This is a genomic window from Pseudomonas sp. NPDC096917 (genome assembly GCF_044762555.1).
Taxonomy (GTDB): domain Bacteria; phylum Pseudomonadota; class Gammaproteobacteria; order Pseudomonadales; family Pseudomonadaceae; genus Aquipseudomonas.
Map to the genome: position 1 here is coordinate 34,970 of NZ_JBIWEO010000021.1, position 18,676 is coordinate 53,645.

At 59.2% G+C, this 18,676-nt stretch carries 21 protein-coding genes; 12 read left to right on the forward strand and 9 right to left on the reverse strand.

Annotation, left to right across the window (positions count from 1 at the left end; all coding sequences use genetic code 11):
* Window position 1: 1 nt before the first annotated feature.
* Window positions 2–712, reverse strand: a complete 711-nt coding sequence (locus ACIQYF_RS20525; RefSeq protein WP_402865470.1) for an ABC transporter ATP-binding protein — start codon at window positions 710–712, stop codon at window positions 2–4.
* A 39-nt stretch (window positions 713–751) separates the two neighbouring features.
* Window positions 752–1,312, reverse strand: a complete 561-nt coding sequence (locus ACIQYF_RS20530) for a DUF2796 domain-containing protein (protein ID WP_402865472.1) — start codon at window positions 1,310–1,312, stop codon at window positions 752–754.
* A gap of 133 nt (window positions 1,313–1,445) precedes the next feature.
* Here ACIQYF_RS20530 and ACIQYF_RS20535 point away from each other — a divergent pair, with 133 nt between their 5' ends.
* The gene (locus tag ACIQYF_RS20535; RefSeq protein WP_402865474.1) at window positions 1,446–1,787 is read left to right on the forward strand and encodes a hypothetical protein; all 342 of its coding nucleotides are present in this window, start codon (window positions 1,446–1,448) and stop codon (window positions 1,785–1,787) included.
* 83 nt (window positions 1,788–1,870) lie between these two features.
* Here ACIQYF_RS20535 and ACIQYF_RS20540 read toward each other — a convergent pair whose 3' ends face one another.
* Genes ACIQYF_RS20540 through ACIQYF_RS20550 form a run of 3 tightly spaced genes read right to left on the reverse strand, consistent with a single transcriptional unit; the run spans window position 1,871 to window position 3,913 of the window.
* Complete coding sequence (locus tag ACIQYF_RS20540) at window positions 1,871–2,746, reverse strand: tetratricopeptide repeat protein (RefSeq protein WP_402865476.1); 876 nt, start codon at window positions 2,744–2,746, stop codon at window positions 1,871–1,873.
* Window positions 2,747–2,777: 31 nt separating this feature from the next.
* Window positions 2,778–3,467 (reverse strand): class I SAM-dependent methyltransferase, encoded by a 690-nt coding sequence (locus tag ACIQYF_RS20545; RefSeq protein WP_402865478.1) that lies wholly within the window; start codon window positions 3,465–3,467, stop codon window positions 2,778–2,780.
* Entirely contained in the window at window positions 3,464–3,913 is a 450-nt protein-coding gene (locus ACIQYF_RS20550) for a YbaY family lipoprotein (protein ID WP_402865480.1), read from the reverse strand. Before ACIQYF_RS20550 ends, ACIQYF_RS20545 begins: the two co-directional genes overlap by 4 nt.
* 140 nt (window positions 3,914–4,053) lie before the next feature.
* On the opposite strand from ACIQYF_RS20550, the gene nrdR reads away from it, so the two are divergent.
* The 10 genes from nrdR (at window position 4,054) to ACIQYF_RS20600 (ending at window position 11,502) form a co-directional block, all read left to right on the forward strand.
* Window positions 4,054–4,518, forward strand: coding sequence for a transcriptional regulator NrdR (nrdR, locus tag ACIQYF_RS20555; protein ID WP_003444283.1), 465 nt, complete (start codon window positions 4,054–4,056; stop codon window positions 4,516–4,518).
* On the forward strand, window positions 4,515–5,648 hold the full coding sequence (gene ribD / locus ACIQYF_RS20560) for a bifunctional diaminohydroxyphosphoribosylaminopyrimidine deaminase/5-amino-6-(5-phosphoribosylamino)uracil reductase RibD (protein ID WP_402865483.1): 1,134 nt from the start codon (window positions 4,515–4,517) through the stop codon (window positions 5,646–5,648). Before nrdR ends, ribD begins: the two co-directional genes overlap by 4 nt.
* A 47-nt stretch (window positions 5,649–5,695) precedes the next feature.
* Window positions 5,696–6,358, forward strand: a complete 663-nt coding sequence (locus ACIQYF_RS20565) for a riboflavin synthase (protein WP_019409432.1) — start codon at window positions 5,696–5,698, stop codon at window positions 6,356–6,358.
* A gap of 16 nt (window positions 6,359–6,374) precedes the next feature.
* Window positions 6,375–7,466, forward strand: a complete 1,092-nt coding sequence (gene ribBA, locus ACIQYF_RS20570) for a bifunctional 3,4-dihydroxy-2-butanone-4-phosphate synthase/GTP cyclohydrolase II (protein ID WP_402865485.1) — start codon at window positions 6,375–6,377, stop codon at window positions 7,464–7,466.
* Between the two features lie 92 nt (window positions 7,467–7,558).
* A complete protein-coding gene (ribE, locus tag ACIQYF_RS20575) occupies window positions 7,559–8,035 on the forward strand; it encodes a 6,7-dimethyl-8-ribityllumazine synthase (RefSeq protein ID WP_402865487.1) in 477 nt (158 codons plus the stop codon).
* Window positions 8,032–8,532 carry a transcription antitermination factor NusB gene (gene nusB / locus ACIQYF_RS20580; protein ID WP_402865489.1) on the forward strand — a complete coding sequence of 167 codons (501 nt, stop codon included), beginning with the start codon at window positions 8,032–8,034 and terminating at the stop codon, window positions 8,530–8,532. Before ribE ends, nusB begins: the two co-directional genes overlap by 4 nt.
* A gap of 15 nt (window positions 8,533–8,547) precedes the next feature.
* Window positions 8,548–9,507: a thiamine-phosphate kinase gene (thiL, locus tag ACIQYF_RS20585; RefSeq protein ID WP_402865491.1), complete on the forward strand. Its 960-nt coding sequence runs from the start codon at window positions 8,548–8,550 to the stop codon at window positions 9,505–9,507.
* A gap of 158 nt (window positions 9,508–9,665) precedes the next feature.
* Entirely contained in the window at window positions 9,666–10,283 is a 618-nt protein-coding gene (gene ribA, locus ACIQYF_RS20590; protein WP_402865493.1) for a GTP cyclohydrolase II, read from the forward strand.
* Complete coding sequence (locus ACIQYF_RS20595; RefSeq protein WP_402865495.1) at window positions 10,280–10,699, forward strand: MFS transporter; 420 nt, start codon at window positions 10,280–10,282, stop codon at window positions 10,697–10,699. The genes ribA and ACIQYF_RS20595 overlap by 4 nt, the downstream gene beginning before the upstream one ends.
* Complete coding sequence (locus ACIQYF_RS20600) at window positions 10,699–11,502, forward strand: cobalamin-binding protein (protein WP_402865497.1); 804 nt, start codon at window positions 10,699–10,701, stop codon at window positions 11,500–11,502. The genes ACIQYF_RS20595 and ACIQYF_RS20600 overlap by 1 nt, the downstream gene beginning before the upstream one ends.
* A gap of 32 nt (window positions 11,503–11,534) precedes the next feature.
* Here ACIQYF_RS20600 and ACIQYF_RS20605 read toward each other — a convergent pair whose 3' ends face one another.
* From ACIQYF_RS20605 to ACIQYF_RS20620, 4 genes are all read right to left on the reverse strand, one after another.
* Complete coding sequence (locus ACIQYF_RS20605; protein ID WP_402865499.1) at window positions 11,535–13,418, reverse strand: TonB-dependent receptor domain-containing protein; 1,884 nt, start codon at window positions 13,416–13,418, stop codon at window positions 11,535–11,537.
* A 125-nt stretch (window positions 13,419–13,543) separates the two neighbouring features.
* Window positions 13,544–15,442 carry a 1-deoxy-D-xylulose-5-phosphate synthase gene (gene dxs / locus ACIQYF_RS20610; RefSeq protein ID WP_402865501.1) on the reverse strand — a complete coding sequence of 633 codons (1,899 nt, stop codon included), beginning with the start codon at window positions 15,440–15,442 and terminating at the stop codon, window positions 13,544–13,546.
* Window positions 15,443–15,573: 131 nt separating this feature from the next.
* Window positions 15,574–16,461: a (2E,6E)-farnesyl diphosphate synthase gene (gene ispA, locus ACIQYF_RS20615; RefSeq protein ID WP_402865503.1), complete on the reverse strand. Its 888-nt coding sequence runs from the start codon at window positions 16,459–16,461 to the stop codon at window positions 15,574–15,576.
* The gene (locus ACIQYF_RS20620; RefSeq protein WP_322237402.1) at window positions 16,458–16,700 is read right to left on the reverse strand and encodes an exodeoxyribonuclease VII small subunit; all 243 of its coding nucleotides are present in this window, start codon (window positions 16,698–16,700) and stop codon (window positions 16,458–16,460) included. Before ACIQYF_RS20620 ends, ispA begins: the two co-directional genes overlap by 4 nt.
* Window positions 16,701–17,115: 415 nt before the next feature.
* On the opposite strand from ACIQYF_RS20620, the gene tssA reads away from it, so the two are divergent.
* Window positions 17,116–18,669 (forward strand): type VI secretion system protein TssA, encoded by a 1,554-nt coding sequence (gene tssA, locus ACIQYF_RS20625; protein ID WP_402865506.1) that lies wholly within the window; start codon window positions 17,116–17,118, stop codon window positions 18,667–18,669.
* Window positions 18,670–18,676 lie beyond the last annotated feature (7 nt).

Here is an 18,676-nt window from a genome sequence, read left to right on the forward strand (position 1 = left end):
CTCAGACCTCTGCCGGGGTGGCGGCGCGATTAAGTTCAGACAACGACAGATTGCGGTCGAAGAGCGGGGCCAGGCTTTGGTCGTGACTCACAAACAGCAAGCTGGCGCCGGCCTCGCGACACTCGGCAAACAGCAACTGAATAAAGGCTTCGCGTGCATCGGCGTCGAGGGCAGAGGTCGGCTCGTCGGCGATCACCAACTCGGGTTGACCGATCAGTGCGCGTGCGGCGGCGACCCGTTGCTGCTGGCCGATCGACAGGGAGTCGGCTCGTCGCTCCAGCAGCGCACGGTCTTTAAGGCCCAAATGCGCGAGCAGGGTTTGCGCGGCTTTATCGACACTGCCGTGGCGCTGTGCTGCGCGGCTGGCGCGCAGTTTGGAAAAGTGACAAGGCAGCTCAACGTTCTCGCGCACGGATAAAAACGGCAGCAAATTGAACTGTTGGAAAATATAGCCTGTATGGTCGACCCGAAAACGGTCACGCGCCCCTGAGCCCAGTTCACTCAATTCCTGGTCCAACAAACGAATGGTTCCTTTGTTGGCTTTTTGCACACCGCCCAGCAAACCCAGCAACGTGGTTTTGCCGCTGCCGCTGGGGCCTTTCAGAAACAGGGTTTCGCCGGGTTCAAGGCGAAATGCAGGAATATCCAGCAGTACCGGCTGGCCGGGCCAACTGAAACTCAGGTCGCTGAGTTCGATGAGTGCTTGAGTCATGGAGAAGAGCTATCGCCTGCGTTGAAAAAGTGGGGAAGCTCAGAACTTCAGGCTCGATGCTTTTGGCGTCAATTCCAAGCCTTGTTGGCCGCTGGAGCCGATCAGTTGTACCTTGATTTTCCGGGTGCCTGGGAAGGTCTTGAAGAACTGCGCCAGATCCAGGGTTTTCAAGGCTTCGGGCTTGGCGCAGGTGAACGCGTAGTGGGCTTCAATATCGCTGTGATGGTGTTCTGCATTTGCCCCGGCTGCTTCTTCAGGGGCAGCATCGAACAATGGACTTTCCAGGTCTTGTGCTTCCACGACGCACTCGGCTGCCTTGGGCAAGTTGAACAGCTCCAGCGGGTTTTCCAGTTGCGCGCGGGCAGATGCGACTTTGGCCTTGTCAGCATCGGTGGTTGCGATATGTTCAAAACCCACCAGGTTGATCGAGGGGCCGTCGAGGTCCAACTCAAGAGTCGGGCCATCGAGCGCCACATTCAGCGTCCCTGCACCATGCTCATGGGCGCCAAGGCTGGCGTGTTCATGGTCGTGCTCGTCGGCGGCGTGAGCCATGGCCAGCGGCAACAGAGCAAACGGCAAAGCAAGAAGCAAACGACGCATAGCACGACTCCAGCAAAAGAGATAAAGACTTGTTATGTAATCTTATAACAAGGGTCGCTAGAGTTTGCCCGTGTGCTTGGCGTTCCGCAAGCTGCATGGGAGCATGCGTTCATGAAACTTAAGGAGCAGGGCGATGGTGCGTATTCGCGGAACGATTGGCGATTGGCCGGTGGATTTGACCGTAGAGCTGGATGAAAGTGACTGGGCGAAACTGGGTGCGCAATTACCCCTCAGTGACGCGCCGAACAGCCCTGCGCCGATCAAGCCTGAGAATCCAGACGATGCCGTCTGGCAAACGACCCAAGACTTGCTGCGCAAAGCCGGGCAGATTAGCGGGCCTGAACTGTTGGCACAGTTAGAAGCATTGACCGGCAGCACTGGCGCGGGCAAACGTCTGCTGGTGCGCTTGCGTCATTGCAGCCAGGTCAAGGTGCAGAGCGGCGCGGACTCACCGCTCTACAGCTGGATCGAGTAATACCGCCACCCCTTGGTAGAAGCGAGCTTGCTCGCGATCTTTTGAACGTCTAAAAATCGCGAGGCAAGCGCTGGCATAAACCCTTAATACAGCGCCGCAAACAACTTGCGACGGTAAGTCGTCACCAGCGGGTGGTCATTGCCCAGCAGGTCGAATACTTGCAGCAACGTCTTGTGGGGAATGCCTTCGTTGTAGCTGCGGTTGCGCATAAACAGCTTGAGCAGCCCATCCAGGGCGCCTTCGTACTGCTGGCGTGCCAATTGTTGAATTGCCAATTGATACGCCGCTTCATCATCCTGCGGGTTTTGCGCCACGCGGGTTTTCAAGTCGGCCACATCCGGCAAATCCGCCGCCTGGCGCAGGAAGGTCAATTGCGCCTTGGCACCCGCCAGTTCGGCTTTGTGCTCGTCGCTTTTAACGGCGTCCAATACCGCTTGGGCTTCGTCCAGTTCGTTACGCTCGGCCAGGCAGCGGCCATACAGAATCAGCGCCTTGGCGTTGGTATTGTCTTCAGTCAGGATGCTTTTGAGCAGCGCTTCGGCATCGGCAAAACGGCTTTCGGCAAACAACGCCTGAGCGTGTACCAATGGATCTGCCACTGCTGGCGCTGGCATTTCAACGTGCGGTTCAAGCATGGCGCGAATCGCTGATTCAGGCTGTGCTTCCTGAAAACCATCGACCACTTTGCCGTCTTTGAACAACACCACGGTCGGCAACGTGCGAATGCCAATACGGCCAACCACATCTTGTTCGACGTCACAGTTGACCTTGGCCAGCAGCAGCTCGCCCTGATAGTCCGCGGCAATCTGTTCCAGAATGGGCAGCATCACCTTGCACGGCGCACACCAGTCGGCCCAAAAGTCCACCAGCACCGGTTGCTCGAAAGAGGCCTCAACGACCAGCCTGTCGAAGTCAGCGGAAGTCACGTCGAAGCTATAAGAAGGCGTAGTTTGAGTCATCGTGCGTCTCGAAACAGGTAAATGAGGGCAACTATAAAGGCTGTGCAGGCCGGCTGAAAGCTGCGTGAGTACGTTGCGCGTGATACAGGCTCACGTTGCGAAATTCGTGGGGCTCGGCCAGGTCCGGCAAGGTCAGCGCCTTGAGGCTATCCAACTGCCGGTACAGGGGATGTTTGAAGTCCCGCACCCGAGAATCAGCTACCAGAGTCTGCTGGCCACGGGTTAAAAACTGATCCAACAGCGGCAAGTTTTCACGGTCGTACAGCACGTCTGCCACCAGGATCAAGTCGAAGCGGTCGGCTTGGGCAAAGAAATCGCTGGAGTAACTGAGTTGCACATCATTGAGTTCGGCATTGGCTCGGCAGGCAGCCAGGGCCAAGGGATCAAGGTCGCAGGCCACCACCTCCAGCGCGCCGGCTTTGGCCGCAGCAATGGCGGCGATGCCCGAGCCTGCGCCAAAGTCCAGCACCCGTTTGCCTTGTACCCAGCCCGGCTGCTCAGCCAGATAACGCGCGAGTGCCAACCCGCTGGCCCAACAAAATGCCCAGTACGGTGGCTCATAAAGAATGCGCCGGGTTTCGTCCGGGGTGAACGCCCGGTCCATGTTGTGCGCATCAATCAGCCACAGCTTGAGTGAGGTCTCAGGCAAGTTCGTGATCACCAGCCGCGCATCACCGAGTAACGCCGCCAAAGACTGTTGCAGGTCGAGCGGTGTGTTCATGGTGCGCTGACAAAGGCCAGGGTGCCCAGAGTCTGCGTGGTCGGCTGGCCGATGATTCGCGAGGGCAGGTGCAGAATCAATTGTCCGGACTGGCTGGCACGACCGCGTAATTCAACCCGCGCCCCAGCCGGGAAGGCCTCAGGGTTAAAGCGCAACTTAAAGGGCAAGGGCTGGTTATTGCCAATGATCTTGCTGCTGGCCATCAGCCCTTGCGGACGCCCACGTTCATCGACGATCAGCATTGCCAACTCAACCTCAGCCCCCGCTGGAGCGCCAGTCAAAACACCGCTCAGCTCGCGCTGATAGGCCGGTAGCGGCCCCTGGTCGACCGGGGCGTCTGTTTCTGGCTGGGTCAGGACTTGGGGTTGTGGCGTTTTAGGCGGCCCACTGCTGCAGGCGACCAGCACGCTGGCAAAACACAGCAAAACAAACGTTCGTAGTGACATGGAAAGCTCCAGCGGCAGGTCAGTCGACGTATCAAATTGTATAAAAAGGTAGTAGGCGGACTGTATACCGTAAAGCCTATGGCTTGTCTTGCCAGTGGGATGCGCTACCATGGCGCTCCCCATTTTTGTTGGCTGCCACCATGCACTGTCCCTTCTGCGGTGCCAACGACACTAAAGTCATCGACTCGCGACTGGTTGCCGAGGGCGATCAGGTGCGCCGCCGGCGTGAATGCCTGGCCTGTGGTGAGCGTTTCACCACCTTTGAAACGGCTGAGTTGGTGTTACCGCGCCTTATCAAGCAAGACGGCAGTCGTCAGCCTTTCGATGAAGAAAAGCTGCGTGCCGGCATGCAACGTGCGCTGGAAAAACGTCCGGTGAGTGTCGAGCGTCTCGAAGCGGCGCTGGCCCATATCAAAAGCAAGCTGCGCGCCACCGGCGAACGCGAAGTCAAATCGCTGGTCGTGGGTGAACTGGTCATGGGCGAGCTGCAAAAGCTCGACGAAGTGGCCTATATCCGTTTTGCCTCTGTCTATCGGCGCTTCCAGGACCTCAACGAGTTCCGTGAAGAGATCGACCGACTCGCCCGTGAGCCCTCCAAAGAATGACTGTGTCCACTGAACAACTCATCCTAGATGCCCATTACATGGCGCGCGCCATTGAACTGGCGCGCAATGGGCTGTACACCACTCACCCCAACCCGCGTGTTGGCTGCGTCATCGTGCGCGACGGGCAGATTGTCGGTGAAGGCTGGCACGTGCGAACAGGCGAACCCCACGCAGAGGTGCATGCCTTGCGCGCAGCAGGCGAATTAGCGCGTGGTGCGACTGCCTACGTCACGCTAGAGCCCTGCAGCCACCACGGCCACACACCGCCGTGTGCCGATGGCTTGCTCCATGCAGGCATCGCTCGCGTGGTGGCGGCCATGCAAGACCCTAACCCGGAAGTCGCGGGGCGCGGTCTCAAGCGCCTTGCTGATGCCGGTGTCGACGTTCGCAGCGGCGTACTCGAGCAAGAAGCTCGCGCGCTGAACCCCGGTTTTCTCAAACGCATGGAACACGGCCTGCCGTTTGTGCGGGTCAAACTGGCGATGAGCCTGGATGGCCGCACCGCGATGGCCAACGGCGAAAGCCAGTGGATCACCGGCCCTGCCGCGCGCTCTGCGGTTCAGCGCTTGCGCGCCGAGGCCAGCGTAGTGCTGACCGGCGCTGACACCGTGCTGGCCGATGGCGCCCGGCTCACCGTGCGTGGGCCTGAGCTGGGCTTGAGTCCTGACATGACGGCGCTGGCGCTCAGCCGCCCGCCGTTGCGAGTGCTGATCGATGGGCGTTTGCGTGTGCCGTTGGATGCGCCGTTTTTCAAGGCTGGCCCAGCGCTGGTTGCGACCTGCGTGCCGCCGGCCGAGCAATACCGTACAGGCCCGGAATGCCTGGTGATTCACGGCGCCAATGGCCAGGTCGATATTCGCAAGCTGTTGGTGGCGCTGGCCGCCCGGGGCGTCAACGAGGTACTGGTTGAAGCTGGGCCGCGTCTGGCCGGGGCCTTTGCCGAACAAGGGCTGGTCGATGAATACCAGATTTTTATCGCTGCCAAGTTCTTGGGCTCGACTGCTCGGCCATTGCTTGAACTGCCGCTGACCCATATGAGCGAAGCGCCATTGCTCAAAATTACTGACATGCGCGCCGTGGGGGATGACTGGCGAGTCACTGCCATACCTGTGCCTTGCGCGAGCGTATAATTCTCAGCCTTCGTTTTACGCAGATTTTGTTTTCAAGGGGAACGTCCATGTTTACCGGCATTATCGAATCCATCGGCAGTATCCGTGCACTGACCCCCAAGGGTGGCGATGTGCGGGTTTACGTAGACACCGGCAAGCTCGACCTGAGCGATGTCAAACTCGGCGACAGCATCGCGATCAATGGCGTGTGCCTGACCGCGGTCGAACTGCCTGGTAATGGTTTTATGGCTGACGTCAGCCGCGAGACCCTCGATTGCACCGCGTTCAACGACTTGAAAAGCGGCAGCCGGGTCAACCTGGAGAAGGCCCTGACCCCGACCACACGTCTGGGCGGTCACCTGGTCAGCGGTCACGTTGACGGTGTGGGCGAAGTGATTTCCCGCGAGGAAAACGCCCGCGCCATCGAATTCCGTATCCGTGCCCCCAAAGAGCTGGCCAAGTACATTGCCCATAAAGGCTCGATCACCGTCGACGGCACCAGCCTGACGGTCAACTCGGTCAATGGCGCCGAGTTCTCGTTGACCATCATTCCGCACACCCTGAGCGAAACCATCATGGACGACTACCGTCCGGGCCGCCGGGTAAACCTTGAAGTTGACTTGCTGGCGCGCTACCTCGAACGCCTGCTGCTGGGCGACAAGGCCGCCGAGCCGACCTCGGGTGGCATCAGCGAAAGTTTTCTGGCCGCCAACGGCTACCTAAAATCCTGAATTAAGGGGGTGCCGCGTGGCGCTCAACAGCATCGAAGAACTGGTTGAAGACATCCGCCAAGGCAAGATGGTCATCCTCATGGATGACGAGGACCGCGAAAACGAAGGCGACCTGATCATGGCCGCCGAGTGCTGCAAGGCCGAGCACATCAACTTCATGGCGCGCTTTGCCCGTGGCTTGATCTGCATGCCGATGAGCCGTGAGCGCTGCGAATTGCTCAAGCTGCCGTTGATGGCGCCGCGCAATGGTTCGGGTTTTGGCACCAAATTCACGGTCTCGATTGAGGCCGCCACCGGTGTGACCACCGGCATATCGGCGGCTGATCGTGCCCGCACGGTGCAAGCCGCTGCTGCAAAAGACGCCAAGGCTGAAGACATCGTCAGCCCCGGCCACATCTTCCCGCTGATGGCACAAGCCGGTGGCACCCTGGCCCGTGCAGGCCATACCGAAGCGGCGTGCGACCTGGCGCGCATGGCCGGTTTCGAGCCAAGCGGCGTGATCTGCGAAGTGATGAACGATGACGGCACCATGGCACGTCGTCCTGAGCTGGAAACCTTTGCGGCCGAACACGGCATCAAAATCGGCACCATCGCTGACCTGATTCACTATCGGATGATCCACGAACGTACCGTTCAGCGGATTGCCGAGCAGCCACTGGACAGCGAACTGGGCCAATTCAACTTGGTGACCTATCGTGACTCAGTCGAAGGCGACGTGCACATGGCACTGACCCTGGGCAAAGTCTGCGCCGATGAACCGACACTGGTCCGTGTGCACAACATGGACCCGCTGCGCGACCTGCTGATGGTCAGACAGCCCGGCCGCTGGAGCTTGCGCGCTGCCATGAGCGCCGTGGCAGAGGCGGGCAGTGGCGTAGTGTTGTTGTTGGGGCACCCGCTGGACGGTGATGTATTACTGGCGCAGATTCGCGAAACTGCCGATGCCACGCCGGTCAAAAAACAGACCACTTACAGCATCGTCGGTGCCGGCTCGCAGATCTTGCGTGACCTCGGTGTGCGCAAAATGCGCCTCATGAGTTCACCAATGAAGTTCAATGCCATATCCGGTTTCGATCTGGAAGTTGTAGAATACGTGCCCTCCGAATAATGACCGGACATTTCCAGTCCCTAATTCGTGGCCCAATACCCTTAAAGAACGCACGTGAGTGCGTTCTGGCTCTTTAATACGAGACATACCGAATGACCCTGAAGACCATCGAAGGTACCTTCATCGCCCCCAAAGGTCGCTACGCACTCGTCGTTGGCCGTTTCAACAGCTTCGTCGTCGAAAGCCTGGTGAGTGGTGCTGTTGATGCCCTGGTTCGCCACGGTGTGAGCGAAAGCGACATCACCATCATCCGTGCGCCGGGTGCGTTCGAAATTCCGCTGGTTGCGCAAAAAGTTGCTCAGCGCAACGAATTCGCCGCCATCATCGCCCTGGGCGCTGTGATTCGTGGCGGTACTCCGCACTTCGAATACGTCGCTGGCGAGTGCACCAAAGGTTTGGCCCAGGTGTCCATGCAGTTCGGCGTGCCGGTTGCATTCGGTGTTCTGACCGTTGACTCGATCGAACAAGCCATCGAGCGTTCCGGCACCAAAGCTGGCAACAAAGGCGCTGAAGCTGCCCTGTCTGCCCTGGAAATGGTCAGCCTGTTGGCACAGTTGGAGGCCAAGTGATTTCCGACGAAAGCGATCGTTTCAACCCGCGCGATCCTAAACCTGCGGATGCGGGCAAGCCCTCCAAGAGCGCCAAACGTCGCGAAGCGCGTCAACTCGCGACTCAAGCGCTGTATCAGTGGCACATGGCCAAGCACTCGCTGAACGAGATCGAAGCTCAGTTTCGCGTGGATAACGACTTCACTGACGTTGATGCAGCTTACTTCCGTGAAATCCTGCACGGCGTACCTGCACACCGTGGCGAAATCGACGCGGCCCTGGCCCCGTGCCTGGACATCACCATCGAAGAACTGGACCCGGTTGAACTGGCGGTTCTGCGCCTGTCCACCTGGGAGCTGATCAAGCGTGTCGACGTGCCTTACCGCGTTGTGATCAACGAAGGCATCGAGCTGGCAAAAGTTTATGGCTCCACTGACGGCCACAAGTTCGTCAACGGTGTTCTGGACAAACTGGCGCCACGCCTGCGTGAAGCTGAAGTCAAGGCTTTCAAGCGCTAACCCGCGCTGTTGGCCATGGGCGAGTTTGAGCTGATCCGCAACTTCTTCGCTGCCGCGCCTTGCGCGCAAGGCGGCGAGGGCGTTGCCCTGGGCATCGGCGATGACTGCGCCCTGCTGGATGTTCCCTACGGGGAACAGCTGGCGATCTCCACCGACACCCTGGTAGCCGGGGTGCACTTCGCAGATCCTTGCGACCCTTTCTTGCTTGGTCAGCGTTCGCTGGCAGTGGCGGCCAGCGATTTGGCGGCCATGGGCGCAACCCCCCTCGCGTTTACCCTTGCCCTCACGTTGCCGACGGTTGAAGCCGCCTGGCTGGATGCGTTTGTGCGCGGCTTGAACCTCATGGCTCAGGCGTGCAACCTGCGCCTGATCGGTGGCGACACCACGCGCGGGCCGTTGTGCATCACCTTGACGGTTTTTGGGCGGGTGCCCAAAGGCCTGGCCTTGAGCCGCAGCGGTGCGCGCCCCGGCGACTTGCTGTGTGTTGGCGGGGAGCTGGGCAATGGCGCCGGCGCATTGCCGCTGGTCTTGGGTCAGCGCAGCGCCACGCCGGCCATCGCCGAGCCATTGCTGGCGCATTACTGGTCGCCACAACCGCAATTTGCGCTGGGCCAGGCCTTGCGCAGCAGAGCCACCTCGGCACTGGACATCTCGGATGGCCTGCTGGCGGACTGTGGGCATATTGCACTGGCCTCACAGGTGGGCTTGCAGATCGAACACGATCGCGTACCCACCTCGTTGGCCCTGCAAGAGTTCTTGGGCGACGCGGGTGCGCAACAAGCGGCGTTGAGTGGCGGCGACGATTACGTGCTGGCCTTCACCTTGCCAGCCGTTGAGTTGCCAACCTTGCTAGCCGATGGCTGGCCGATCCACGTGATAGGCCGCGTGACTGAAGGGCAGGGCGTTAGCCTGATCGACGAGCACGGCCAAGACATCACCCCGGCCATTCGCGGTTATCAGCACTTTCACGGCTGACGCCCTCTGCAGCGACTACGGAGGGGTGTGTTGCTGCGAAAAGCCATCAAACTTTTTGATCTTTATCTCCGATAATTCAGCCTAAGCGTCTCCAGGAACCTCCTGTTACAATGCCGCCTCTGCGAATATCCAGTCCTCACACTGATCAGGAGCACACGGTGCCCGTCGTTTTCGTTGCCGCTTGCAAGTTACCCACCCCCTTTGCCGAATTCACCATGCATGGCTTCCTTGAGCAGGCCACGGGTCGTGAACACGTTGTGCTCAGTTTGGGCGACGTGGCCGATGGCGCTCCCGTATTAGGGCGAGTGCATTCCGAATGCCTGACCGGCGATGCCTTGTTCAGCCAGCGCTGTGACTGCGGCTCGCAACTCGAAGCCGCCTTGCAGGCCATCGCCCGTGAAGGCCGTGGCGTGCTGCTTTACCTGCGCCAGGAAGGACGCGGTATCGGTTTGCTGAACAAAGTCCGCGCTTACGAGCTGCAAGATGGTGGCGCCGACACCGTTGAGGCCAACGAGCGTCTGGGCTTCGCGGCCGATCAGCGTGATTACGCGATCTGCCTGCCGATGCTTGAGCATCTGGGTGTGAAGTCGCTGCGTCTGATGACCAACAACCCGCGCAAGGTCAAAGCCTTGACCGACATGGGCATCAACGTCGCCGAGCGCGTGCCGCTGCACACAGGGCACAACCCGCACAACAAACTGTACCTGGCGACCAAGGCCAACAAACTCGGGCACATGATGGGCAATCAGCACCAAAGCGAGGCTGATCCGGCGTGACCCGGGGTCAAGTCCGCCGTCGTCTGAGCTTTAGTTGGTGGCAACAGTTGTTCCTCACGCTGCTGCCCTTGTTGTTGGTCATCCTTGTCTTTGGCAGGTCTGAACCGTTGCTGCCGACACTGGCCATGCCGTTGTTTATCGCCGGCGTGGCCTCGATGTTTGTCACCCTGCGTTTTTTCGGGCCGTACAAACACGGCCTGATTGCCCTGCAAAAAGCCCTCGATACCCCGCAAGAACCTGCCGCCTGGGCTGAACTGGCGCGTGTGCGACGCACGGCTTTGCGGGTGGCAGGCTTGCCGGCCTGGATCGCTGCGCTGGCGGTATTCGTCGGGCTCGAAGGTGTGCCGTTGTTTCTACTGACCCTCTCTACGCTTGTGCTGTTTTACCTGTACCGCGTCCCGCGTCAGGTGGGCTGATGCGCGCCTGGCTGGCGGTATTGCTGCTGGCCGTGGGCTTGCCCTGCCTGGCCGCCCCACGCGTTATCAGCCTGGCTCCGTCATTGTCTGAAATAGTGGTCGAGCTGGGGGCCACCGATCTATTGGTCGGGCGTCTCGACGCAGGCGAGACTTCCCCTGAGCTCGCCGGTGTCGCCTCTGTAGGCCGTTATGGCCAGATCGAGATGGAGCGTTTGCTCAGCCTGCAACCCGACTTGATCTTGCTCTGGCCAGGCAGCGTTGGCGTTGCGCAGCGCGAACAGTTGCGCCGCCTCAACATCCCGACCTACAGCGCAGAACCGAAAAGCCTCGATCAACTGGTTGACCAGGTTCAAGCGTTGGCGGATGCCTTGGGGCGCCCGCAACGTGGTCATGCGTTGGCCGAGCAACTGCGTCAACGTCTGGCGCAACTGCGTGAGCAGTACCGGCGCGATAAACCGCTGCGGGTGTTTTATCAGGTCTGGGATCAGCCGCTGTACACCATTGGCGGCGGGCAAATCATCAGTGATGCCCTGGCGGTGTGCGGGGCGAGCAATGTGTTTACTGATTTAAAACTGCCTGCCCCACAAGTGAGCATAGAGTCCGTTTTGCAGCGTAATCCTGAGGTGATTATTGCCGGAACCCAGGGCCAGTTGGACGCCTGGAAAGCCTGGCCGCAGATCGATGCGGTCAAGCATGGACGCTTGCTGCTACTGACCGACAAAGGTCTGGAGCGCCCGAGCGGGCAGATGCTCGAAGCGACAGGCAAGCTGTGCGAGCAACTTAAAAATACCGAAACCCCGTAGGCGCGCTCGCTCCTGCACCGGTTGTGTTTGATTTAGAACGTTGGGGTCCAAGTCACAGCCAGCTGCACGCTGCGCCGTTCTTCTCGATAGCCGTAATAGGTGCCGTCATAGCTGTACAGCGCACGGGTGAAGGTCTTGTCCAGCAGGTTGTCGACTTTCACATCGAGCCGGACTTCTGAGCTGGCTTTCCAGTTGCCGCGCACCCCCAGCAATCCATAACCGCCAATCGGCTGCTTGTTGTCTTCGTCATTAAAGCTGCCGCTCACTGCTTGCCATGTGGCACCGACACCGAACTGGTCCCATTGGCGGTCCAGATCCAGGCTCAACGTTCGGCGTGCCCGGCGGCTCAAGGTATGGCCTGTATCACGGTCTCGCGGGTCGATCATCGCAACGCCCAGGCTGCTCTGCCAGCCGAACCATTCTTGGCGCAAAGCACTTTCAAACCCTGTAATCCGCGCCGCGCCGATGTTCTGCGGGATAAAGTCAGCGTCGGCCACCATCGCGTCGCGAATGTCGGTGCGATAAAGCGAAGTTTCCAGGCGGCTGGTGTCGCTCAACTGGCTGCGCCATTGCATTTCATAGGTCTTGGAAGACTCAGGTTTAAGGTTCGGGTTGCTGTAGTTCGGGTAGTACAAATCGTTAAACGTTGGCGCCCGAAATCCCTCGCTGTAAGACAGCAGCACATCGTTGTCCCTGTTCAAGGGCAGCGTCAGGCTGGCACTCCAGGTTTTGTGGTTGCCGAACTGTTGGTTCTGATCGTAGCGCAGGCCGATCTCGGTCGAAAAATGGTCGCCATGAAAACGGTGTTGAATAAACGCGGCACGATTCCAGCGGCTGTCTTCGTCGAAAACGGTGCTGCTGCGAACTCTGTCTTCGTAGGCATCGGCCCCTAGAATCAGGTTGTTCTGCTCATTGAGCGTCAGGCTGTTTTGCCAGTTCAACGAATCGCGATAGGTGTTGAAGCTATAAATCTCATCACTGAGCTTGTCGCGGGTCTTTTCGCGGTTTTCGCTATGGCCCAACTCCAGGCGTGAATTCCAGCGTTCCGTCAGTTGCGCATCGATAAAGCTGCCGACACTGCTGATGTCGAAGTCGCTGTACGGCTGCTGACCACTGACGGTCATGGTGGCTGGGTCCCAGCGTCCAAACGAATTGTCGAACTCGGTTTTACCGGTGTTCTTAATGGCGCTCAGGCCGACTTCAAGGTCGTCGTTAAGGGCGTGACTGAGGTTCAGGCTCAAGGACTTGTTACGGTACGCGTCATGGTCGTTGTCGCTGGGGAAAGATTCGTGGGTGCGATTAATGCCCGCCGTGTCTTCCAGGCTGGCGCTCAGGTTGTAGCGGGTTTGTTCATCGCCACCCGACACGCCGAGGCTATTTTCTGTACTGCCATAACTGCCCACCGCGCTGTGCAAACGCAGCTGCGGCGGCTGATCGGCGCCGCGGCGGGTGAAAATTTGAATCACGCCGCCAATCGCATCGCTGCCGTAGATCACCGAACGAGAGCCGCGCAGTACTTCCACGCGCTCGATCTGATCGATGTTCAGGTATTGCAGGTTGCTGTCGGCCGACGTGGCATTGGCCATGCGCTGGCCGTCTACCAGCACCAGGCTTTGTGCCGATTTGGTCCCGCGAACATAAATACCTGGCAAAGAACCGCGCCCGCCCGTGCGGGCCACCTGCACGCCCGGCACCCGGCTTAGCAGGTCGGTGAGGCTGGTGGGTTGCAGGCGGTCAATGTCGTCGCGGGTGAACACCGTACTGGCGCTGCTGCTGTCAGAGCGCACTTCAACCTGGCGGCTGCCGGAGATTAATGTTTGCGGGAGTTTGAGCGCATCTTCGCGCTCAAAGGTATCGGCCAGCAGCGAGCTGGACGGGATAAAACCGACGAGCAAAGCAATGTGCAGATGTTTCATGGGGTCTCAATCTAAAACCTGTACCGCTGCCGCAGGCTGCGATGGGTTGCGCAGCGACCCTGTTGTTGAAGGTGCTGCGGCCCTTATCGCAGCCTGCGGTAGCGGCTACACGTCAGCAGGCCGGGTTACAACCCAAGCAATTGCATGCGCTGGCGCACCGACGCTTCAATGCCGGCAGCATCCAGACCGCATTCAGCCAGCATCTGGCTCGGCTTGGCGTGTTCGACGTACACGTCCGGCAAGCCCAGGTGCAGCACCGACTTGAGCACGTTTTCACGGGCCAGGAACTCACTGACCGACGCGCCTGCACCGCCCATGATGGCGTTTTCTTCAAGGGTCACCAGCAACTCATGGCTGTTAGCCATTTCGCGTACCAGTGCTTCGTCCATCGGTTTCACAAAGCGCATGTCGACCACGGTGGCGTCGATTTTTTCCGCCACCTGCAGGGCTTCTGCCAATTGCACGCCAAACACCAGTAGCGCCACGTTGTGGCCTTGACGACGAATCACCCCTTTGCCGATTTCCAGCGGCTCAAGGGTTTGCTCGATCGGTGCATTCGGTCCCGTGCCGCGTGGGTAGCGCACTGCCGCCGGGCCGTTGTACAGGTGGCCCGTGGTGAGCATTTTGCGCAGTTCGTTCTCATCGCTCGGGGTCATGATGACCATGCCCGGGATGCACCGCAGGTAAGACAGGTCGAAGCTGCCTGCGTGGGTCGGGCCGTCCTCGCCCACCAGACCGGCACGGTCAATGGCAAACAGTACGTCCAGGTTTTGCACCGCAACGTCATGCACCAATTGGTCGTAACCACGCTGCAAGAACGTTGAATAAATCGCGACAACCGGCTTGGACCCTTCGCAGGCCATGCCCGCAGCAAAGGTGACGGCGTGCTGCTCGGCAATCGCAACGTCGAAGTAACGCGACGGGAAGCGCTCACTGAACTTGATCAGGTCCGAACCTTCTTTCATTGCCGGCGTAATACCCACCAGGCGCGGGTCTTCTTCGGCCATGTCACACAGCCAGTCGCCAAACACCGCGGAGTATTTCGGCCCGCTCGGGACTTTAGGGGCGACTTTTGGCGTATCCAGTGGCTCGAGCTTGGTGATGGCGTGGTAGCCAATCGGGTCGGCTTCGGCCGGGGCAAAGCCTTTGCCCTTTTTTGTAACGATATGCAGGAACTGCGGGCCTTTGAGGTCGCGCATGTTGCGCAGCGTAGCGATCAGGGTCGGCAGGTCGTGGCCATCAATTGGCCCGATGTAGTTCCAGCCCAGCTCTTCGAACAGGGTGCCGGGCACCAGCATGCCTTTGGCATACTCTTCGGTGCGGCGGGCAATTTCCCAGGCGCCGGGTAGGCGCGACAGCACTTTTTTACTGCCTTCGCGCATGCTGGCGTAGGTACGGCTGGACAGGATTTTGGCCAGGTAATTGGACAATCCACCGACATTGCGCGAAATCGACATGTCGTTGTCGTTAAGGATCACCAGCATGTTGGCATTCACTTCGGGCGCGTGGTTCAGCGCCTCAAAGGCCATGCCGGCGGTCAGTGCGCCGTCGCCAATCACGGCGATGGCCTTGCGCTCGCTGTTTTGCAGGCGGGCCGCAATGGCCATGCCCAGCGCAGCACTGATCGAGGTGCTGGAATGGCCGACGCCAAAGGTGTCGTACTCGCTCTCGGAGCGGCGCGGGAATGCCGCAATGCCGTCCTTTTGGCGCAGTGTCGCCATCTGGTCGCGACGACCGGTGAGGATCTTGTGCGGATACGCCTGATGACCCACGTCCCACACCAGCCGGTCATCTGGGGTGTCAAACACGTAGTGCAGCGCGATGGTCAGCTCAATGACCCCAAGGCCAGCACCAAAATGCCCGCCTGTCTGGCCAACGGTATAGAGCAATTCCAGGCGCAATTCATCGGCCAGGGTTTCCAGCTCGGCTTCCGCTAATCGGCGCAGGCCAACAGGCGTGCCTGCTCTGTCGAGCAGGGGCGTAGTTGGGCGCGTGCGGGGAATCTCTTGAAACGTCGTTGGCATCAGGCGAATCGTTATAGGTATAGAAAGAGGCAGCAGTTTACCTTAACGAGCGTAAGCTGCCCACGCAGTCTGATGTTCCTTAGTCAGACCTTGGCATTACATGCTGTGCGAAATAATCGCTTGCAACAGTATTAGTGGCGGCGTTCCACGATATAACGTGCCAATTCTCGCAAGGGATCTGCGGCTGCATCAAAAGGTCGCAGGGCCTCGAGGGCCTGGTTGCGCAGCTCAAGGGCGTAGCTTTTGGCTTGCTCCAGCCCCATCAATGCCGGGTACGTGGGTTTATCGAGTGCAACGTCAGCACCTTGGCGTTTGCCCAGGGTGGCGGTGTCACTTTCAACATCCAGAATGTCGTCCTGAACCTGAAACGCCAGACCAATGGCTTGCGCATAGAGACTCAGCGCCTGCAAATCAGTTGGTTGGGCACGACCGCTGGCCAGAGCCCCCAACTGCACACTGGCTTCAATCAGGGCACCGGTCTTGTGCCGGTGCATGTATTCCAGCGCGGTTTGATCCAGCTTGAGCCCGACGGAGCCCAGATCAATCGCTTGCCCACCCACCATGCCCGCCGGGCCTGCTGCGAAGGCCAGGGCCGTCACCATGCGCAGGCGCGTTTCGGCGTCCAGGGTATTGAGCGTGGGGTCGAGCAGGGCGCTGAAAGCCAGGCTTTGCAGGCCATCGCCGGCCAAAATCGCGCATGCTTCATCGAACGCCTTATGGGTCGTTGGCAGGCCGCGTCGCAGATCATCATCGTCCATGGCCGGTAAATCATCATGCACCAGCGAATAGGCGTGAATCAGCTCCACTGCACACGCCGCACCGTTGGCCTGCTCGGGCGCACTGCCCAGGGCTTCGCAGGCGGCATAGGCCAGCAACGGTCGAACGCGTTTGCCACCATTCATCACGCTATAGCGCATGGCCTCGTAAAGACGGGCCAATGGCGGCGCTGGAGCTGCAAACAAGCGCTCAAGAGCCGCGTTGACGCGAGCCTGGCTGCTGGTTTGGTAGGCATCAATCATTCTGGCTGTTCCGCATCAAAGGGCTCTTGCGCGATCTCTCCATCACGTTCAAGCAGGATTTGAACTTTCTGTTCCGCTTGAGCCAGTGCTCCCTGGCAGTCACGGGTCAGGCGAATGCCTTGTTCGAAGGCGGTCAGCGAGTCTTCCAGTGACAGTTCGCCGTTTTCCAGGCGCTCAACCAGCGTTTGCAGGTCAGCAAGGGACTGCTCGAAATCCAGGGAAGCTTTTTTGCGGGCCATGGCAGCGTTCTCGGTAGGCGTTAAAACCGGCTGACACTAGCAGACAGCGGGTTTTGGGGCAAATCGAGGGGCTGTTTAAGCCTGTGGCGCGTGAGACAAATCTGTTTAGTGCAAGGCTTTTGCCGACACGTAATACCGATTGTTGAGCCAACCCCATCTGAACCGATGCTTGGATCAGTGCAGATATTCAAATGGGTGCATTTTCTTTCTTTGTGGCACTCAAATGGATTTCTTTTTTCTCTGGATGCTCAAGGTGCGGAATTTTCTCTGAGGATTGAAGAGATGTCTGACATTTTTTCATTTTTCGATCACTTAAGGTCTCGCCACTTGAATGGACTCGGTAGCGAACAGTGACACTTTCTTTATGCGCCTTTAATGCTTGTGTACTGCCTTGCATATTGAGGTGTAGGCAGTCATGACGTACTCCAGCAAATTATTTGCCCGGCTGATTGCTCTGGCCAAAGCGCCTGTTTCCAAAGTCAGCTTTGCCGGCACCGATGTGCGCTTTTCGAATGAGTTCGAAGCCCTTGAGCGCGAGATAGGCAAGGCGCATTCCATGTCCGAGAAAAACCAGATCGACTGGTTTGTCGTTCATGAGCAAAGCGAGGCCATGCTGCGCGATCAGTCCAAGGATCTGCGTGTCGCTGTCTGGCTGACATGGGCGCTTTATCAGCGCGAGTCGTTTGCAGGGTTGCTGGCAGGCCTGGGGTTGCTGCATTACCTGTGTGCCGAACAGTGGGCGCACATCCACCCGCTCAAATTGCGCACCCGTGCCGCCGCTATCAGTTGGTTGGTGGGGCGTCTGGATCGAGCGCTGAACGAAAACATCCCGATTAAAGAGCAACTGCCGCTCTTTCGGCACATGGTCCAATTGCTGATTGAGCTGGAGAGCGCGCTGGCCAGGCATTTGGGTGATGACGTGCCCTTGTTGCTGCCGATCTGCCGTCGCCTGACCCGCATGGTCCAGCGTGCAGTGGACAGCCAGCCCGAAACCGGCGTGATTGCGGCGGCGGTGGCGCAGGTCAAGCAAGTCGCCACGCAGTTGATTGAGCCCAATGCGGTCATCGACAACGAAAAAGATGCCCTCAAGGCGCTGCGCCAGCAGCAGGACAGCGCGCGGGCGCTGTGTGCCTGGTGGTTGAAACAGAAGGCTACGGACCTGCGTGCATTACGTCTGAATCGCACCCTGAGCTGGCTGCCGATCGACTCTGCTCCCGAGCGTAATGCCGAACAGGTCACACCCGTGCGCGGGATGCCGGTCGAAAAACTTAAAAGCTACCGAGAGCGATTCGAGCAGGGGCAATTTGCCGATCTGGTGGTGGACCTTGAAGCCAGCCTGGCCAAGGCCCCGTTCTGGTTCGACGGCCAGCGCATGGTCTGGGAGTGCCTGAACGGCTTGAAGGCCGAGCCGGCGATGCGTGAAGTGGAGCTTAATTTCGCCTTGCTGCTTCAGCGTCTGCCAAACCTTGTGGACCTTCGCTTCAGCGACAGCGTGCCGTTTGCCGACCTCCAGACGCGTGCCTGGATCACCGCACAGGTTCTGCCTCATCTCACGCGAAGCGAGCCGGAAAAGCCCGAATCAGAGACCACATTGCCCGCCTGGGACATTGCCCTCGAAGAGGCGCAAGAGGTGTTGCGTGTCAGTGGTTTCAAGCCGGCTGTGCAGTTGGTCAAGCGTGGACTGATCAGTGCTCACGGGGAGCGGACGCGTTTTTTCTGGCAACTGACCCTCGCCCGATTGTGCTTCCAGGCCAAGAAATACGAGCTCGCCAAGACCCAGCTCGAAATGCTCGACGAAGTGCTCCATCGCTCCGGGTTGCAGACCTGGGAACCGGATCTGGCACTCGAAGTTTTGCGTCTTTTGCATCGCTGCTGCGAGCTGCTACCGCAAAACCACGAAGTGCGAGAACGCAAGGAAGAGATGTATCGCAGGTTGTGCCACCTCGATCTTGAAGTGGTACTCGAATAGGCCCTAG

Excerpts from the sequence above, each read along its gene's own strand:
- ACIQYF_RS20620 (WP_322237402.1), bottom strand. The coding sequence starts at position 16,700 with ATGGCCCGCAAAAAAGCTTCCCTGGATTTCGAGCAGTCCCTTGCTGAC.
- ispA (WP_402865503.1), bottom strand. The coding sequence starts at position 16,461 with ATGATTGATGCCTACCAAACCAGCAGCCAGGCTCGCGTCAACGCGGCT.
- ACIQYF_RS20535 (WP_402865474.1), top strand. The coding sequence starts at position 1,446 with ATGGTGCGTATTCGCGGAACGATTGGCGATTGGCCGGTGGATTTGACC.
- ACIQYF_RS20540 (WP_402865476.1), bottom strand. The coding sequence starts at position 2,746 with ATGACTCAAACTACGCCTTCTTATAGCTTCGACGTGACTTCCGCTGAC.
- thiL (WP_402865491.1), top strand. The coding sequence starts at position 8,548 with ATGGGCGAGTTTGAGCTGATCCGCAACTTCTTCGCTGCCGCGCCTTGC.
- ribE (WP_402865487.1), top strand. The coding sequence starts at position 7,559 with ATGACCCTGAAGACCATCGAAGGTACCTTCATCGCCCCCAAAGGTCGC.
- ACIQYF_RS20530 (WP_402865472.1), bottom strand. The coding sequence starts at position 1,312 with ATGCGTCGTTTGCTTCTTGCTTTGCCGTTTGCTCTGTTGCCGCTGGCC.
- tssA (WP_402865506.1), top strand. The coding sequence starts at position 17,116 with ATGACGTACTCCAGCAAATTATTTGCCCGGCTGATTGCTCTGGCCAAA.
- ACIQYF_RS20525 (WP_402865470.1), bottom strand. The coding sequence starts at position 712 with ATGACTCAAGCACTCATCGAACTCAGCGACCTGAGTTTCAGTTGGCCC.
- ACIQYF_RS20600 (WP_402865497.1), top strand. The coding sequence starts at position 10,699 with ATGCGCGCCTGGCTGGCGGTATTGCTGCTGGCCGTGGGCTTGCCCTGC.
- ACIQYF_RS20605 (WP_402865499.1), bottom strand. The coding sequence starts at position 13,418 with ATGAAACATCTGCACATTGCTTTGCTCGTCGGTTTTATCCCGTCCAGC.
- dxs (WP_402865501.1), bottom strand. The coding sequence starts at position 15,442 with ATGCCAACGACGTTTCAAGAGATTCCCCGCACGCGCCCAACTACGCCC.
- nrdR (WP_003444283.1), top strand. The coding sequence starts at position 4,054 with ATGCACTGTCCCTTCTGCGGTGCCAACGACACTAAAGTCATCGACTCG.
- ribD (WP_402865483.1), top strand. The coding sequence starts at position 4,515 with ATGACTGTGTCCACTGAACAACTCATCCTAGATGCCCATTACATGGCG.
- ACIQYF_RS20565 (WP_019409432.1), top strand. The coding sequence starts at position 5,696 with ATGTTTACCGGCATTATCGAATCCATCGGCAGTATCCGTGCACTGACC.
- ACIQYF_RS20550 (WP_402865480.1), bottom strand. The coding sequence starts at position 3,913 with ATGTCACTACGAACGTTTGTTTTGCTGTGTTTTGCCAGCGTGCTGGTC.
- ACIQYF_RS20545 (WP_402865478.1), bottom strand. The coding sequence starts at position 3,467 with ATGAACACACCGCTCGACCTGCAACAGTCTTTGGCGGCGTTACTCGGT.